At 66.3% G+C, this 15586-nt stretch carries 16 protein-coding genes; 8 read left to right on the forward strand and 8 right to left on the reverse strand.

The features are described from left to right. Nucleotides 1–362: 362 nt before the first annotated feature. From cpaB to ACXJMY_RS22000, 4 genes are read left to right on the forward strand one after another with little or no spacing between them, the layout of a single operon-like run. Entirely contained in the window at nt 363–1169 is an 807-nt protein-coding gene (gene cpaB / locus ACXJMY_RS21985) for a Flp pilus assembly protein CpaB (protein WP_456621442.1), read from the forward strand. 14 nt (nt 1170–1183) lie between these two features. Beyond that, entirely contained in the window at nt 1184–2701 is a 1518-nt protein-coding gene (locus ACXJMY_RS21990) for a type II and III secretion system protein family protein (RefSeq protein WP_456621443.1), read from the forward strand. A gap of 52 nt (nt 2702–2753) precedes the next feature. Beyond that, nucleotides 2754–3488 carry a CpaD family pilus assembly protein gene (locus tag ACXJMY_RS21995; protein WP_456621444.1) on the forward strand — a complete coding sequence of 245 codons (735 nt, stop codon included), beginning with the start codon at nt 2754–2756 and terminating at the stop codon, nt 3486–3488. Further along, a complete protein-coding gene (locus ACXJMY_RS22000; RefSeq protein WP_456621445.1) occupies nt 3485–4774 on the forward strand; it encodes an AAA family ATPase in 1290 nt (429 codons plus the stop codon). Before ACXJMY_RS21995 ends, ACXJMY_RS22000 begins: the two co-directional genes overlap by 4 nt. 18 nt (nt 4775–4792) lie before the next feature. Here ACXJMY_RS22000 and ACXJMY_RS22005 read toward each other — a convergent pair whose 3' ends face one another. Together ACXJMY_RS22005 and ACXJMY_RS22010 are read right to left on the reverse strand one after the other, a co-directional pair. Next, nucleotides 4793–5566, reverse strand: coding sequence for a tetratricopeptide repeat protein (locus ACXJMY_RS22005; RefSeq protein ID WP_456621446.1), 774 nt, complete (start codon nt 5564–5566; stop codon nt 4793–4795). Between the two features lie 79 nt (nt 5567–5645). Beyond that, nucleotides 5646–5891, reverse strand: coding sequence for a PilZ domain-containing protein (locus tag ACXJMY_RS22010; protein ID WP_456621447.1), 246 nt, complete (start codon nt 5889–5891; stop codon nt 5646–5648). 227 nt (nt 5892–6118) lie between these two features. On the opposite strand from ACXJMY_RS22010, the gene ACXJMY_RS22015 reads away from it, so the two are divergent. The 4 genes from ACXJMY_RS22015 (at nt 6119) to ACXJMY_RS22030 (ending at nt 11314) form a co-directional block, all read left to right on the forward strand. Continuing rightward, a complete protein-coding gene (locus ACXJMY_RS22015; RefSeq protein ID WP_456621448.1) occupies nt 6119–7657 on the forward strand; it encodes a YifB family Mg chelatase-like AAA ATPase in 1539 nt (512 codons plus the stop codon). Nucleotides 7658–7765: 108 nt separating this feature from the next. After that, nucleotides 7766–8233, forward strand: coding sequence for a hypothetical protein (locus ACXJMY_RS22020; protein ID WP_456621449.1), 468 nt, complete (start codon nt 7766–7768; stop codon nt 8231–8233). 120 nt (nt 8234–8353) lie between these two features. Beyond that, the gene (locus tag ACXJMY_RS22025; protein ID WP_456621450.1) at nt 8354–10579 is read left to right on the forward strand and encodes an ATP-binding protein; all 2226 of its coding nucleotides are present in this window, start codon (nt 8354–8356) and stop codon (nt 10577–10579) included. A gap of 105 nt (nt 10580–10684) precedes the next feature. Then, complete coding sequence (locus ACXJMY_RS22030; protein WP_456621451.1) at nt 10685–11314, forward strand: histidine phosphatase family protein; 630 nt, start codon at nt 10685–10687, stop codon at nt 11312–11314. 92 nt (nt 11315–11406) lie between these two features. Here ACXJMY_RS22030 and coaA read toward each other — a convergent pair whose 3' ends face one another. The 6 genes from coaA to ACXJMY_RS22060 form a co-directional block, all read right to left on the reverse strand. After that, nucleotides 11407–12363 (reverse strand): type I pantothenate kinase, encoded by a 957-nt coding sequence (coaA, locus tag ACXJMY_RS22035; RefSeq protein ID WP_456621452.1) that lies wholly within the window; start codon nt 12361–12363, stop codon nt 11407–11409. A gap of 15 nt (nt 12364–12378) precedes the next feature. Then, nucleotides 12379–12702: a phosphoribosyl-ATP diphosphatase gene (locus ACXJMY_RS22040; protein ID WP_456621453.1), complete on the reverse strand. Its 324-nt coding sequence runs from the start codon at nt 12700–12702 to the stop codon at nt 12379–12381. Nucleotides 12703–12779: 77 nt separating this feature from the next. After that, nucleotides 12780–13556 (reverse strand): imidazole glycerol phosphate synthase subunit HisF, encoded by a 777-nt coding sequence (gene hisF / locus ACXJMY_RS22045; protein ID WP_456621454.1) that lies wholly within the window; start codon nt 13554–13556, stop codon nt 12780–12782. A 111-nt stretch (nt 13557–13667) separates the two neighbouring features. After that, nucleotides 13668–14414 (reverse strand): 1-(5-phosphoribosyl)-5-[(5-phosphoribosylamino)methylideneamino]imidazole-4-carboxamide isomerase, encoded by a 747-nt coding sequence (gene hisA / locus ACXJMY_RS22050; protein ID WP_456621455.1) that lies wholly within the window; start codon nt 14412–14414, stop codon nt 13668–13670. Continuing rightward, nucleotides 14402–15052 carry an imidazole glycerol phosphate synthase subunit HisH gene (gene hisH / locus ACXJMY_RS22055; protein ID WP_279660170.1) on the reverse strand — a complete coding sequence of 217 codons (651 nt, stop codon included), beginning with the start codon at nt 15050–15052 and terminating at the stop codon, nt 14402–14404. Before hisH ends, hisA begins: the two co-directional genes overlap by 13 nt. Further along, the gene (locus tag ACXJMY_RS22060; protein ID WP_456621456.1) at nt 15049–15579 is read right to left on the reverse strand and encodes a DUF2628 domain-containing protein; all 531 of its coding nucleotides are present in this window, start codon (nt 15577–15579) and stop codon (nt 15049–15051) included. The genes hisH and ACXJMY_RS22060 overlap by 4 nt, the downstream gene beginning before the upstream one ends. Nucleotides 15580–15586 lie beyond the last annotated feature (7 nt).

The following is a 15586-nucleotide window of genomic DNA, read 5'->3' on the forward strand; positions in this document are numbered from 1 at the left end:
CTTCTACACTCGAGAGATCACGCGGTATGGGTCCCGGCCTTCGCCGGGACGACACCGATGATGTTGCCAATTGTTTCTGTCTCACCGCGGCCAAGACGATGCGGCTTCAAGCCCGAACATCACTAACCACCCGTTCACCATGACGCCGCGCGCCTCGTGCGAACGCATGAGCCGCGGTGCGTGAATCTACGGGGGCCGCTGGCCTGCCGAATAACGGGGCATTCACCATCCGGCCAGAACTCGCATCGTGACCGGCGATCACATTCGGCCTCGCAACACCCCTTATACTTTTACTCCCTACTCATCGAGACCGGGGAACCCGCCAGGTGCGGTTCGCGTGTCCCGCGTAAGAGTAGAGGCGTATGAATACCGCACGCATTGTCGTTCTCGTCATCGCGCTGGGCGCCGGCGGCGTCGCCGCTTATCTGGCGAGCGGCTATGACAACAAGCCCACGCCTGCCCTTCCCGTCGCCGAGAAGCTGCCGACGGTCGAGGTTCTCGTCGCGAAAAACGACATCCAGCTCGGCCAGGCCGTGAAGCCCGAGGACCTGCAATGGCAGTCCTGGCCCGCGACGACCGCGAGCAGCGCCTTCATCCGCCGCGACAGCCGGCCGGAAGCGCAGACCCAGATCGCCGGCTCGATCGCGCGCGTGCCGTTGATGCAGGGCGAGCCGATCCGCGAGCAGAAGCTGGTCAGGGCCGATGGCTCCGGCTTCATGGCCGCGATCCTGCCGACCGGCATGCGGGCCATCTCCACCGAAATTTCCGCCGAGACCGGCGCCGGCGGCTTCATCCTGCCGAACGACCGCGTCGACATCATCCTGACGCGCCGTTTGAAGAATCCCGATGGCGCCACCGGCGGCAACGACCTCATCGTGTCCGAGGCCATCCTGAGCAACATCCGCGTGCTGGCGATCGACCAGGCGCCGAAGGAAAAGGACGGCCAGAACGCCGTCCTCGGCAAGACCGTCACGCTCGAGCTCCGGCCGGACCAGGTGGCGACCCTCGCAGCCGCGCGCCAGGGCGGCACGCTGCAGCTCGCATTGCGGAGCATCGTCGATGCCAAGGCGTCGGACGACAGCTCCGAAGACCAGACAGTCAAGCGTCCCGGCGGCGTCAACGTGATCCGCTACGGCGTCCCGGCGCGGCAACTAACGTCACAGAAGTGATGGGGATACCCAAGATGAGACATGGGGACTATCGGACGGCGCTGCGCATTCGGGGGAATGGCGCGCGCACGTTCCGGGCGGGGGTGATGCTGATGCTGGGGCTGGTCGCAGCGCCAGACCTGGCGAAGGCTGCGGATGCGCCGGTCGGCGACCAGGCGCCGATCCAGGCGCCCGATCTCGGCGTGGCGCCGGTCGCCAGCATCGCGCCGGCGAGGACGCGTTCGCTGTCGCTCGGCGTCGGCAAGTCCGTCGTCATCGACCTGCCGCGCGAGGTCAAGGACGTGCTGGTGGCCGATCCCAAGATCGCCAATGCGGTGATCCGCTCGGCGCAGCGCGCCTATATCATCGGCGGCCAGGTCGGCCAGACCAATGTCGTGTTCTTCACCGCCGACGGCCAGCAGGTCGCCGCTTACGACATCGCGGTGAAGCGCGACCTCAACGGCATGCGCACGGCACTGCGTCAGTCGCTGCCGGGCGTGCAAATTGAAGGCGTCGGCGACAGCGTGATGCTGACCGGCTCGGTGTCGAGCCCGGTCGAGGCGCAGCAGGCCGGCGACGTCGCCGCAAAGCTGGTCGGCGGCTCCGAGAAGGTGGTCAACAACATCGTTGTGCGCGGCCGCGACCAGGTGATGCTCAAGGTCGTCGTCGGCGAAGTGCGCCGCGACATCGTCAAGCAATTGGGCGTCGATCTCAGCGCCAGCCTGAACGCCGGCACCGCGGTCGTGAACTTCAACAATTCCAACCCGTTCTCGGTCTCCGGCGGCCCGCTCGTCAGCAGCAACGGGCTCGGTATTACCGGGCTCGCAAAAGGCGTGGCCACCGTCAACGCCACGATGCGCGCGATGGAAAGCGCCGGCGTGATGCGGACGCTGGCCGAGCCGAGCCTGACGGCGATCTCCGGCGAGTCCGCCACCTTCATCGCCGGCGGCGAATTCCCGATCCCTGCGGGCTATTCCTGCGATCCGGTCACCCACGTCTGTACCACCCAGATCACCTACAAGAAGTTCGGCATCTCCCTGAACTTCACGCCGGTCGTGTTGAGCGAGGGACGCATCAGCCTGCGCGTGATGACCGAAGTCTCGGAGCTGTCGAATCAGAACGCCATCTCCGTGACGCAGGCGGTGTCCGCGGGCCAGACCAGCTCGATCACCATCCCCTCGATCCAGACCCGCCGCGCCGAGACCACGCTCGAGATTCCCTCCGGCGGCTCGATGGCGATGGCCGGCCTGATCCAGCAGCAGACCAAGCAGGCGATCAACGGCCTGCCCGGCGTCGACCAGGTGCCGATCATCGGCGCGCTGTTCCGCAGCCAGGACTTCGTCAACAACGAGACCGAACTGATGGTGATCGTGACGCCCTATGTGGTGCGCGCGGTCGCCCAGAAGGACTTGTCGCGGCCCGACGACGGCTTTGCGCCGGCCTCGGATGCGCAGACGGCGCTGCTCGGCCGCATGAACCGCCTCTATGGCATCGCGCGCCGCGTCGATCCGATCGACGGCGCCCGCGGCGATTTCGGCTTCATCATCGACTGAGACCGACGGACGGCTTGGGGAACGGGGCAAGGGGCTAGAGGGGGATGAAGCGATGACGAAGACCATGGCCGATCGACGTCGCAACCTGCGTCTCGCGCTTGCGCTGACGGGGCTCTCCGTCATGCTCGGCGCGTGCAACACCACCGGCGAGATCGTCACCCAGACGGTGCCGACCGACTATCGCCAGCGTCACCCGATCGCGGTGCAGGAAGCCAAGCGGTCGATCGTGATCTTCGTCGGCAAGGCCCGCGGCGGCCTCTCGGCCGCGCAGCACTCGGACGTCTCCGGCATTGCCCGGGACTGGGTGAGCGAAGGCACCGGCTCCGTCATCGTCGACGTGCCGATCGACACCGCGAATTCCAGAGCCGCGGCGGCGACCTATCACGAAATCCGCTCCGTGCTCGCGGCCGGCGGCGTGCCGTCGCGCGCCATCGTCCAGCATCCCTACCGGCCCGAGGATGCCGCGCTGCTGCCCACCATCCGGCTGAGCTATTCCAGGATCGCCGCGGTCGCCGGGCCCTGCGGGCTGTGGCCGGAAGACATCGGCCCATCCATTCTCGACCCCGGCTACAACGAGAACCGGCCGTATTTCAATCTGGGCTGCGCCAGCCAGCGCAACCTCGCGGCCATGATCGACAATCCCGCCGACCTCGAGCAGCCGCGCGCCGAGACGCCGGCCTATACCGCACGGCGCGACATCGCCTTCGAGCGCTATCGCAAGGGCACGCCGATCGCGACCCCCTCACCCGAAGCCGACAAGGCCAAACTCAGCGACACCGGCAAATGACAAGCGTCCACGACGAAGAAGCGGACGATCCGCAGCACCCCGAGGAACACATTGCGCCGGTTCCTCGCATCTCGGTGCAGGCCTTTTGCGAGACCGAGCAGACGCTCGCCGCGGTGACCGCGGCGGGGCAGGACCGCCGGCTCGCCAAGGCGCATCTCACCGCCAAGAGCGGCGGCCTCGCCGCGGCGATCGAAGTCTATGACACGATGCCGACGCCGAACGTCATCGTGATCGAATCCGACGGCACCCGCGACATCCTCGAGGGCCTCGACGACCTCGCCGGCGTCTGCGATCCCGGCACCCGCGTCGTCGTGATCGGCAATCCCAATGACACCGCGCCCTATCGCGAGCTGGTGCGCCGCGGCGTCAACGACTACGTGATCGGGCCGGTCGAGACCATCGACGTGGTGCGCTCGATCTGCAGCCTGTTCTCGGCGTCCGAAGCCATCATCACCGGCCGCGTCATCGCCGTGGTCGGCGCCAAGGGCGGCGTCGGCGCCTCCACGGTCGCGCACAACGTGGCCTGGACCATCGCGCGCGACCTCGCGCTCGATTCCGTCGTGATCGATCTCGATCTCGCCTTCGGCACCGCGAGCCTCGACTACAACCAGGATCCGGTGCAGGGCATCGCCAACGCGGTGCTGTCGCAGGACCGGCCGGATACGGCGCTGATGGAGCGCCTGCTCGCCAAATGCACCGAGCGCCTCAGCCTCCTTGCTGCGCCTGCCACCCTTGACCGTGTCTACGATTTCGGCGCCGAAGCATTCGACGCCGTGTTCGACACCCTGCGCATGACCACACCCTGCATCGTGCTCGACGTCCCCCATCAATGGTCGGGATGGACGCGGCGCGCGCTGGTCAATGCCGACGACATCGTGATCGTGGCCGAGCCCGATCTCGCGAACTTGCGCAACACCAAGAACATGCTCAACGTGCTGAAGGCGGCGCGGCCGAACGACCGTCCGCCGCTCTACTGCATCAACCAGGTCGGCATGCACAAGCGGGCGGAGATCGAGGTCAAGGCGTTCGTCAAGACGATGGAAAGCCCGCCACTCGCGGTGATCCCGTTCGATTCGAAGCTGTTCTCCACCGCGGCCAACAACGGCCAGATGATCGCCGAGGTCTCGAAGAGCCACCGCACCACCGGGCTGTTCCAGAACATGGCGAACCGCCTCGCCGGACGCGGCGAGGTGAAGAAGCCGAAGCGCTCGCTGTTCGGACCGCTGTTGAAGAAGCTGAAGGGCAGGACGGGACGCGGCTCCGCCCCGCATCGCAAGGCGTCGTAGGCGCAGACCGGCGGCGGGTTATTTCTCCGCCCGCTGCTGCTGCTTCGCCAGCAATTGGCGTAGCGCCGTCACCTTCGCCGCGGCCTCGGCCGGCGGCAGATCGGCCTTCACGATGGTCTCGGCCTCGGCCAGCTTTCCTTGCAGTCCCAGCACGAGGGCCAGATTGGCCCGGACGCGCGCAGCGGCAGGGTTGCGTTCATGCGCGCGGCGCAGCGTCTCCTCGGCCCGGGGCAGATTGTTCTGGAGCATGTAGGACAGGCCGAGATTGGACAGCACCTGCGGCTCGTCGGGCACGATCTTGAGCGCGGCGGCGTAGTATTGCTGCGCTTCCTCGTTGCGGCCGAGCTGGTCGAGCGCCGCGCCCTGCGCCGACAGGATGTGCCAGTCGGGATCCTCCGGCGTGTGCGCGCGGCTCAGCACGTCGAATGCCTGCTGGAAATTGCCGCTGTCGGCGAGCGCTCGGCCATAGCCGGCGAGCAGCGCCTTGTTGCTGGAATGGGCGAGCACGGCCTGTTCCAGCACCGCGACCGCCTGCGCACGCTGGCCGGTCTCGCGCAGCGCCTTGCCGTATTCGAGCGCGACGTTGGGATCGCTCGGCCTGGCGCGATAGCGCTCGCGCAATGCGTCCATGTCCGGCTTCGGATCCGCCTTGGCCGCCGGTTCGGACTTGCCGCCGAGCGCGCCGGTCACGTCGTCCAGGCTCATGGTCTGGCAACCGCCGAGGACAAGCACCAGGAGCGCGGGAAGCAGCAATCTCGCCGGGGGAGAGGCAAGGGACGAACGCTTGGACATACTCTGATCACTCGGCGACTGATCAGGGATGCTTACCGATTAACGCTAAAGTCCCGTTAAGGACGCGGTTGCCCGCGTCTCAATCGGTGAATTCGGCACCGAATTCGCAGCCGATGCGCCAGCGCAGGCGGCATTGGCGGGAATAATCCGGCGCGAAGATGATGGTGAATTGCGGCGGCACTTCCAGAAATTCCGCCACCACTTTCACGCCCCCGTCCGAGATATCCGTGATCGTGCAGTCCCGTGGCAGCGAGCCCGCACCAAAATGAATCTTGGCGAGCCGGCTGCACACCCGACGTTCGGTTCTCCGGCGATTTGCAAGCATTTGAATTGTTCACCCGTTAGACCACGGCCCATCCCGCACCCCTAGCAATAGCGAACATTCGTTGGGATGTGCTGAGCGGGGCCGTTCGCATTCGAGGCGTAGTGTCGGCACCGCGTTTACGAGTGGTTAGGGTTTGCCGGGCCGCCGCTGATGTTCCCGTATTGTTCTTGCGAAGGCCGCCATGCTCTGCTACCCTCGATTGTGCGAGAGGCAGGGCTGGTTCGGGCATGGTTCAGCGGGTTTCTACCGTCGCCTTTGAGGGGATCGAGGCCCGCGCGGTCGACGTGCAGGTGCAGGTTGCGCCGGGCCTGCCGGCCTTTGCCATCGTCGGCCTGCCCGACAAGGCGGTGTCCGAGGCGCGCGAGCGGGTCCGCTCGGCGCTGATCGCATCAGGCCTGGCGCTGCCGGCGCGGCGGATCATCGTCAATCTGGCGCCGGCCGACGTCCCGAAGGAAGGCAGCCATTACGACCTGCCGATCGCGCTCGGGCTGATGGCGGCGATCGGGGCTATTCCGCCGGATGCGCTGACGGGCTTCACGGTGCTCGGCGAGCTCGGCCTCGACGGCTCGATCGCGCCCGTTGCCGGCGTTCTTCCCGCCGCGATCGGCGCCAATGTGCGCGAGGAAGGATTGATCTGCCCGGCGGCGTGCGGCTCGGAAGCCGCGTGGGCGAGCCCGGACATCCAGATCGTTGCGGCACGTTCGCTGATCCAGATCGCCAACCATTTCAAGGGCACGCAGGTGTTGTCGCGGCCCTCGCCCAAGGTGCATGAAGCCGCCGCCTCGCCGCTCGACCTGCGCGACATCAAGGGCCAGGAGAGCGCCAAGCGGGCGCTGGAGATCGCAGCCGCCGGCGGCCATCATCTGCTGATGATCGGCGCGCCCGGCGCGGGCAAGTCGATGCTGGCGGCGCGGCTGCCCTCGATCCTGCCGCCGCTGTCGCCGGGCGAATTGTTGGAAGTCTCGATGATCGCGTCCGTTGCCGGCGAAATCGAAGGCGGCGCGTTGACGGCGCGGCGACCGTTCCGCTCGCCGCATCATTCCGCCAGCATGGCCGCGCTCACCGGCGGCGGCATGCGGGCCAAGCCCGGCGAAATCTCGCTCGCGCATCAGGGCGTGCTGTTCCTCGACGAGCTGCCCGAATTCGATCCGCGCGTGCTGGATTCGCTGCGCCAGCCGCTGGAGAACGGCGAGGTCTCGGTCTCCCGCGCCAATCACCGCGTCACCTATCCGGCGCGCTTCATGCTGGTCGCCGCGATGAATCCGTGCCGTTGCGGCAATGCGTTCGAGCCGGGCTATGCCTGCAAGCGCGGCCGCATCGACCGCTGCACCGGCGATTACCAGGCGCGCATCTCCGGCCCGTTGATGGACCGCATCGATCTGCGCATCGAGGTGCCTGCGGTGACCGCGGCGGATTTGATCCTGCCGCCGCCGGCGGAAGGCTCGGCCGAGGTCGCCGCGCGCGTCGCGGCGGCGCGCGACATCCAGCTTGCGCGCTACGCGGATGCGGGCATGCCCAACGTCCGCACCAATGCCGAGGCCCCTGCCTCGGTGCTGGAGGAGATCGCCAAGCCCGACGCGCAGGGGCAAAAACTGCTGCGCGATGCGGCCGAGACCATGCGGCTGTCGGCACGCGGCTATCACCGCGTGCTGCGGGTGGCGCGCACGCTCGCCGACCTCGACGGTGCCGACAAGATCGGCCGGCTGCATCTCGCCGAAGCGCTGTCCTACCGCGCACTCGCGGAGGATGTGCGGCAGTTGGTCTGATCCTTCCGCGCATCAACCCGGCGGTAACGAGTTTCCTTTACGCTCTGCAAACCATAAGGCCCACAAGTCCCCGCCACGAGTTCCCTCGGGCCCGGCGAGTAGCGTGTCATGTTGCGTTTCAAGATCCTGGCCTCGGTTGTTCCCCTGTTGGCGGCCGCGGTGTTCGCCCGCGCAGAGATCGGATCGGTCTCGCATCCCTGCATCGCGCTGGGCGAGACCTCGGTCGAGCTCACGTCGCTGTTCTGGACCGCCGGCGTGCATGTCGCCTTCACCGAAGATCCGGCACGGGCCACGGTGCGGGTCCAGATCACCGACGATGCCGACGCCGCGGACTTTGCGGTGGTGGACGACGGCCTCGGTTCGGAGCCGGACTCCTGCCAGGCCAATCCGTCGACACGCCTTGTCACGATTGCCGCGCAGCCCGTCGATGGCGGTCCGGTGATCTATCTCTCCACCGAGGGACCTGCGGATTACCGCATCTATGTGCGCTCGAAGACCTTCTCGCAGCGCGATGCTGCGGCCCTGATCGTCGGCGCCCGCGGCGGCCAGCGCCACCTCCAGGCCGCTTCGCTGTGAGCCGTTAACACCTCGTCAACCCTGTTTGGAGGCGGCGCCAAAACCTCAAACTGTTCGCAAGGTCGATAGGCACATCGTCGCAGCGGGCGCTCACAGGGTTTCGGGTAAGGGTCGGTGGCGATGGGTCGGACGTTCCGGATCAAGGTGCGCATGCGCCGCTTCAGGCGCCGCTATCCCAAGATCGCCTTCGCCATCCGCTCGTTCATCATCTTCTCGGCGACGTTCGGCGGCGCCTTCGGATTCATCGCCGGCAGCCGGTCCGAGAATTCCGGTTACGACCCCAATGCATTCGCGATCGGCGCAAGCTTCCTGTTCGCGCTCGCCTGCCTTGGCCTGGCGACGCTGAGCATGCGGCTGCGCTTCGTCAACAAGCGGCTGCGCACGCTGGCGGCCCACAATGAAGCGCTGATCGACCGCAATTGGGAGCTGAAGGAAGCCGAAGAGCGCGCCCGCAGCCTGTTCGAGTCGCAAGGCGATTTGATCGTGCTGCGCGACCATCAGGGCCGCATCACCTTCGCCAACGATGCCTATTGCGCGCTGGCAGGACAGCCACGCGGCGCGCTGGTCGGCACGCGCTTTGATTTCGACGTGCTGGAGCAGGGCGAGAGCGCACGCGAGAGCAACGGCACGCGCATCCATGACCAGAAGATTGCGACGCCGGTCGGCGGGCGCTGGATCGCCTGGCGCGAGGGCTTTGTGCGGCTCGATGCCGGCCAGCCGGCCGAATTGCAGAGCGTCGGGCGCGACGTCACCGACCGCACCGAGACCGAGCGGGCGCTGTCGGAGGCGCGCGACCAGGCCAACGCCGCCAACCGCGCCAAATCGCGCTTCCTCGCGATGGCCTCGCACGAGATCCGCACCCCCCTCAACGGCATCATCGGCATGGGCGGACTGCTGCTCGACACCACGCTGACGCCGGAGCAGACGACCTATGCCAGGGCGGTGAAAACTTCGGGCGAAGCGCTGATGGCGCTGATCGAGGAACTGCTCGACTATTCCAAGATCGAGGCCGGCAAGCTCGATCTCGACCAGCGCCCCTTCGCGCTCTCGACGCTGATCGAGGAAATCACCGAGCTGCTGGCGCCGCGCGCGCAGGCCAAGACTCTCGAGATCGCCGCCTATGTCGACGAACGCCTGCCGCTGGAAGTCGTCGGCGACGCCGCGCGGCTGCGCCAGGTGCTGCTCAACCTTGCCGGCAACGCCATCAAATTCACCGCGAGCGGCGGCGTCGCGCTGATCGTCGAGCCCGGGATCTGGCCGAACGAGATCAGTTTTCTGGTGCGCGATACCGGCATCGGGATCGCGCCCGAAGCACAGTCGCGCATCTTCCGTGAATTCGAGCAGGCCGACGACCGCGTCGCGCGCACCTATGGCGGCACCGGGCTTGGGCTGGCCATCAGCGAGCGCATCGTCAAGCGCATGGGCGGCCGCATCACGCTCACGAGCGAGCCGGGCAAGGGCTCGACCTTCGAGGTCGCGATCCCGCTCGTGCCATCGCAAGGAGGCGCGGGACAGACGGCATTCCCGAGCCCCGACCTCGCCGGCAAGTCGATCCTGCTGATCGCCGACGGCATCGAGGCCTCGCTGATCGCACTGAGGCTGGAGCGCTGGGGCGGCCAGACCTGCACAGTCTCGGATGCCGCCGTGGCCGAGGCGCTGCTGCCGGAACGCTCGTGGCACGCGGTGCTGATCGACCGTGCGCTCGGCGCCGGCGTCGCCGACCGCCTGGGCGAAGCGGCCCGCGCACATGCGACGCAGCGCCTGGTGCTGCTGACATCGAGCTCGCGTCATGAAAAGCTCTCACCGGCTTTCACCGGCTTTCTGGTGAAGCCACTGCGCGCGGCCTCGCTCGCCGCACGCCTGGCGCTGGCGCCGGAAATCGCCTCGCCCGATCTCGCCCCGGAGCCTGCCGAACCCGCAGCCAGCGGAACGCCGGCGAAGGGCCTCTCGATCCTGGTCGCCGAGGACAACGAGATCAACGCGCTGTTGATGCGGTCGCTGCTGACAAAGCTTGGCCACCGCGTCGTGATCGCGGTCCATGGCGAGGCGGCGCTGGAATCCTGGCTCGCCGCTTCGTCGGCCGGCACGCCCTATGATCTCGTGCTGATGGACATCCAGATGCCGCAGCTCGACGGCATCGAGGCGACCAAGCGCATCCGCGCGCATGAGGCCGCCGCCGGCGGCCGCCATACGCCGATCCTGGCGCTGACGGCGAATACGCTGGTGGAGGATCGCTACGCCTGCTTCGAAGCCGGCATGAACGGATTTCTGATCAAGCCGCTCGACCGCGAGAAGCTCGACGAGGCGCTGGCCGGACTGGCGGCCGCGCGGCATCTGCCAGTCTGATCCACAATTTCACGGGAACCTCATCCCGGCCGGCAATCGATAATTGAAATCGACCGCATTGCGCGTCACCATCCTCGGGGGCATTTGCAATAGAGGATTTCGAGCATGAACTTGCTTTGCCGCCTCGCAGTCGTTGTTCTTTTCGCCGGGTTCTCCGGATACGCCGCAGGCGATACGCCGGAGCTGATCTCATCGCTCAAGCAAGGCGGCTACGTCCTGGTCTTTCGGCACACCGCCACCGACGACAGCCAGAAGGACGTCTACCCCTTCAAGTTCGACGACATGAGCGTCCAGCGTCAACTCAGTGAAAAGGGCAGGGATACGGCGCGGCAGATCGGGACGGCGATCAAGGAGCTCGCGATTCCAATCGGCGATGTCTACACCAGCCGGCTGAACCGCGCGATCGAGGCCGGCAAGCTACTCTCAGGCCGCGAGGTCAAGCCGGTCGATGCTTTGACGGACAGCAGCAACGCCAGCGCATCCGGAATGGCAAACCCGACCGGCGCAAACGCAAAGGCTGGACTGGCCGTACGTCAGCTCGTCGATGCGTCTCCGAAGGCCGGCGCCAACACGTTTCTCGTCACGCACAAGACGAACATCGCCGACGCCTTCGGCAAGGACGCGGGCGACGTGCAGGAAGGCGAAGCCTTCGTCTACCGGGCAAGCGCCACTGGTGCGGCGACTTTCGTGGGCCGCATCAAGCCTGCGGATTGGACCGCAAGCGTCGGCAAGTGACGCTGCAGTGAACTGCGGGGCTGGCCTGACCGATAGCGTCCGCTCGTGCAGCTTCGGCGGACAGGTCCCTGACCCAACTAAATGGCTCGCAACTACAGCCTTCGCAGCGCCACGCTCGCCACAGTGTGGTCGGAGGCCTTCTTCAGGATCAGGGTCGCGCGGGGGCGGGTCGGCAGGATGTTGTCCTCGAGATTGGCGAGGTTGGTGCGCTCCCAGATCGCGATCGCGGTCGCGGTCGCTTCCTCGTCGGACAGCAGCGCATAGCGGTTGAAATAGGATTTGGGATTGGTGAACGCGGTGTCGCGCAGCGACAGGAAGCGCCTGATGTACCATTGCCGCAGCGCCGCCTCGTCGGCGTCGATATAGACCGAGAAATCGAAGAAGTCGGAAACGACGGGCACCGCCTTGCCGTCGCGCGGCAATTTGCCGGTTTGCAGCACGTTGACGCCCTCGACGATCAGGATGTCCGGCTGGTCGATCTCGACCCACTGGCTCGGCACGATGTCGTAGGTCAGATGCGAATAGACCGGCGCGCGCACATGGCGACGGCCGGCCTTGATGTCGGAGAGGAAGCCGAGCAGCAGCGGCAGATCGTAGCTTTCCGGAAAGCCCTTCTTCTGCATGATGCCCTGCCGCTCGAGCACCGCATTCGGATACAGAAAACCGTCGGTCGTGATCAGGTCGACCTTCGGGCGCGGCGACCAGCGCGCCAGCAGCGCCTGGAGCACGCGGGCCGTGGTGGACTTTCCGACCGCGACCGAGCCGGCGACGCCGATGATATAGGGCATCTTGCGGTCGCGGATGTTGAGGAACTGGCGCTCGGCGTAATACAGGCGCTGCATCGCATCGACATAGATCGACAGCAATCGCGACAGCGGCAGGTAGATGTCCTCGACCTCCTGCAAGTCCAGGCGGTCATGCAGCGAGCGCAGCCGGTCGAACTCGCCCGGCTCCAGCGTCATCGGCGTGTCGTCGCGCAGTCGCGACCACTGCTCGCGCGTATAGACGCGGTATGGATTATACTGCTGCTCGGGTGCGCGGATATCCATGACGCCACCTTTCCGTTAGCCGCCCTTGCGCGACGCCTTTTCTTCCAACCCTGACATCGTGGTCCGCTTCTCCAGCGCCGCCTCGACCTCTTCCAGCTTTACGCCGCGGGCCTTCAGCAACACAAGGAAATGGTAGAGCACGTCGGCACCTTCGGCGATCAGATGATCGCGATCGTTTTCGACTGCTGCGATTACGGTTTCGACTGCTTCCTCACCGAACTTCTTGGCGCAATGCTCGGCACCCTTGTCCAGAAGCTTGCGGGTATAGGAGCCTTCGCCACCGGCCGCCGCGCGGGCGTCGATGGTCTGGGCCAGATCGTGGATCGTGAACCGCGGCATACAGAATACTCGAAACGCGACCGGCGGGTTACGCCGGTCTCCACCGGCTGATGTAGCATTTTTATGAGCGGGAGTCGTCAGGCATCGAGGCGCATGGCCAGTCCGCGCCGGGCCATGTGCTCCTTGGCCTCGCGGATGGTGAATTCCCCGAAGTGGAAGATCGAGGCGGCCAGCACGGCCGTGGCATGGCCGTCGCGAATGCCGTCGACGAGATGATCGAGATTGCCGACGCCGCCCGAGGCGATCACGGGAACGGGAACGCTGTCGGCGATCGCCCGGGTCAGCGGGATGTCGAAACCCTGCCTGGTGCCGTCGCGGTCCATCGAGGTGAGCAAAATTTCACCAGCCCCGAGCGAGACCACTTCCTGGGCATATTCGATGGCGTCGATGCCGGTCGAGTTGCGGCCGCCATGGGTAAAGATCTCCCAGCGGTCGCCGCCGCCCGGGCGCTTGACCCGCTTGGCGTCGATCGCGACCACCACGCACTGCTCGCCGAACTTTTCCGCGGCTTCCTTGACGAACTCGCGCCGCGACACCGCGGCGCTGTTGATCGAGACCTTGTCGGCGCCGGCGCGCAGCAGCGTCTTGATATCGTCAACCTTGCGCACGCCGCCCCCGACGGTCACCGGCATGAAACAGGCTTCCGCGGTACGCCGGACCACGTCGAGCATGATGCCGCGGTTCTCGTGGGTCGCGGTGATGTCGAGGAAGGTGAGCTCGTCGGCACCGGCGGCGTCGTAGGCGATCGCCGCTTCGACGGGGTCGCCGGCATCGCGCAGGTCGACGAAGTTGACGCCCTTGACGACCCGGCCGTCCTTGACATCGAGGCAGGGGATCACGCGCACCTTGAACATGTGTCGGCTCCTACAGCATGATCCGGAAAAGTGCGAAGCGGTTTTCCGAAAAGATCATGCTCAAACAAAAATCTAAAGCGCGATGACGACTCATCTTAATCTCATCGCGCTTTAGGCAGCGCGCGCATTGCGGATCAAGGTGAGGGCAGAAGTCGGATCGAGACGGCCATCATAGAGCGCACGGCCGGCGATGGCGCCGGCGAGCTTTTTCGCCCGCGGCGTCAGCATCGCCTTGACGTCCTCGATCGAGGCGAGGCCGCCGGAGGCGATCACGGGAATGGAGATGGCGTCGGCCAAAGCAATGGTCGCGTCGAGGTTCAGGCCCTTGAGCAGGCCGTCGCGGGCGATGTCGGTGAAGATGATGGCGGCAACGCCGGCATCCTCGAAGCGCTGCGCGATCTCCAGCACCGTCACCTGCGAGGTCTCGGCCCAGCCTTCGACCGCGACCTTGCCGTCGCGCGCATCCAGCCCGACCGCAACGCGGCCGGGGAATTTCTTGGCTGCAGCTTTCACCAATTCAGGGTCGCGCACCGCGGCGGTGCCGATGATGACGCGGCTGATGCCCTTTTCGAGCCAGGCTTCGACGGTGGCGAGATCGCGAATGCCGCCGCCGAGCTGCACGGGAATCCTGATCGTCTTCAGCATGCCCTCGACGGCCTGCGCGTTCACCGGCTTGCCGGCAAAGGCACCGTCGAGATCGACGACGTGGAGATACTCAAAACCCTGCGTCACGAAGCTCTGCGCCTGAGCTGCGGGATCGAGGTTGAACACGGTCGCGCGCGCCATGTCGCCTTGCTCGAGGCGCACGCACTGGCCGTTCTTGAGGTCGATCGCGGGAAAGAGAATCACGGCTTCCATCGCAAAAAGTTCGAGATCAGGGCGAGGCCGAAGCGCTGGCTCTTCTCGGGGTGGAATTGCGTGCCGATGGCGGTGTCCTTCGCGACGATCGCGGTCACCGGCCCGCCGTAATCGGCGCGCGCGAGCACATCCGCCTCATTGGCGGCGTTGAGGTGGTAGGAGTGCACGAAATAGGCGTGCTGGCCCTTGGGGCCGAGCGGCAGCCTCTCCAGCACCGGATGCTCGCGCAGCACGTCGAGCGTATTCCAGCCCATGTGCGGGATCTTGAGGCTTTCGTCGCGTGGCGTGATCTTCTCGACGTCGCCGCCGATCCAGTTCAGGCCTTGTGTGATGACATGCTCCTTGCCGCGGGTGGCGAACAGCTGCATGCCGACGCAGATGCCGAACATCGGCCGCGCCTTGACGCGCACCGCTTCAGTGATCGCCTCGACCATGCCGTTGACGGCGTCTAGCCCTCGCCGGCAATCGGCGAATGCGCCGACGCCCGGCAGCACCAGACGATCAGCGCCGTAGGCCTGGTCCGGATCGCTGGTGACGAAGACCTTCTGCGGGTTCTCCATGCTGCGCGCGGCGCGCTCGAACGCCTTGGCGGCGGAATGCAGATTGCCGGAACCGTAATCGATGATGGCGACGCTCATCGTGACCCTCCCGGTTCTGGAAACAAACCAATGATGCCGCCCGCCGGCAGCGGCGGCGGATTTGAGAATTGCTGACCCGGCACGTTGCGGGTCGGCGGCGGGCCGCCGCGATCGACGGCCCATTGGTCATTGACGATGCCGCGCTGCTTCTGGCTCCAGCGCTCGAAGAAGCGGCGCTCGGCGGTGTCCTCGTCGTCGGCAACGACGATGTCGAGCTGCTTCCACTTGCCGCGCGACAGCGTCCAGCGGCGCAGGCTCGAGGCCTCAAGGCCCATCAGCAGCGCGATGATGATATTGGCGAAGAGGATCGCGCTGCGGCCGACACCAAGGCGAGACAGCCCGGCATCGAACGCAGCCAGGAAAACCACCCAGCCGATCAGCGCCAGCCAGAGCCGATGCCAGAGCAGCCAGAACGGGCCGAGCACCATCGCCCAGAAACGGAAGCCGTCGCGCACGAACACGAATTTGTCGGTCGCACGCAGGTCGGCTCCGGCAGGAGAGGGAGCATGAACTGTATAGACAGGCATGGCGATG

This window comes from Bradyrhizobium sp. P5_C12 (assembly GCF_054049735.1).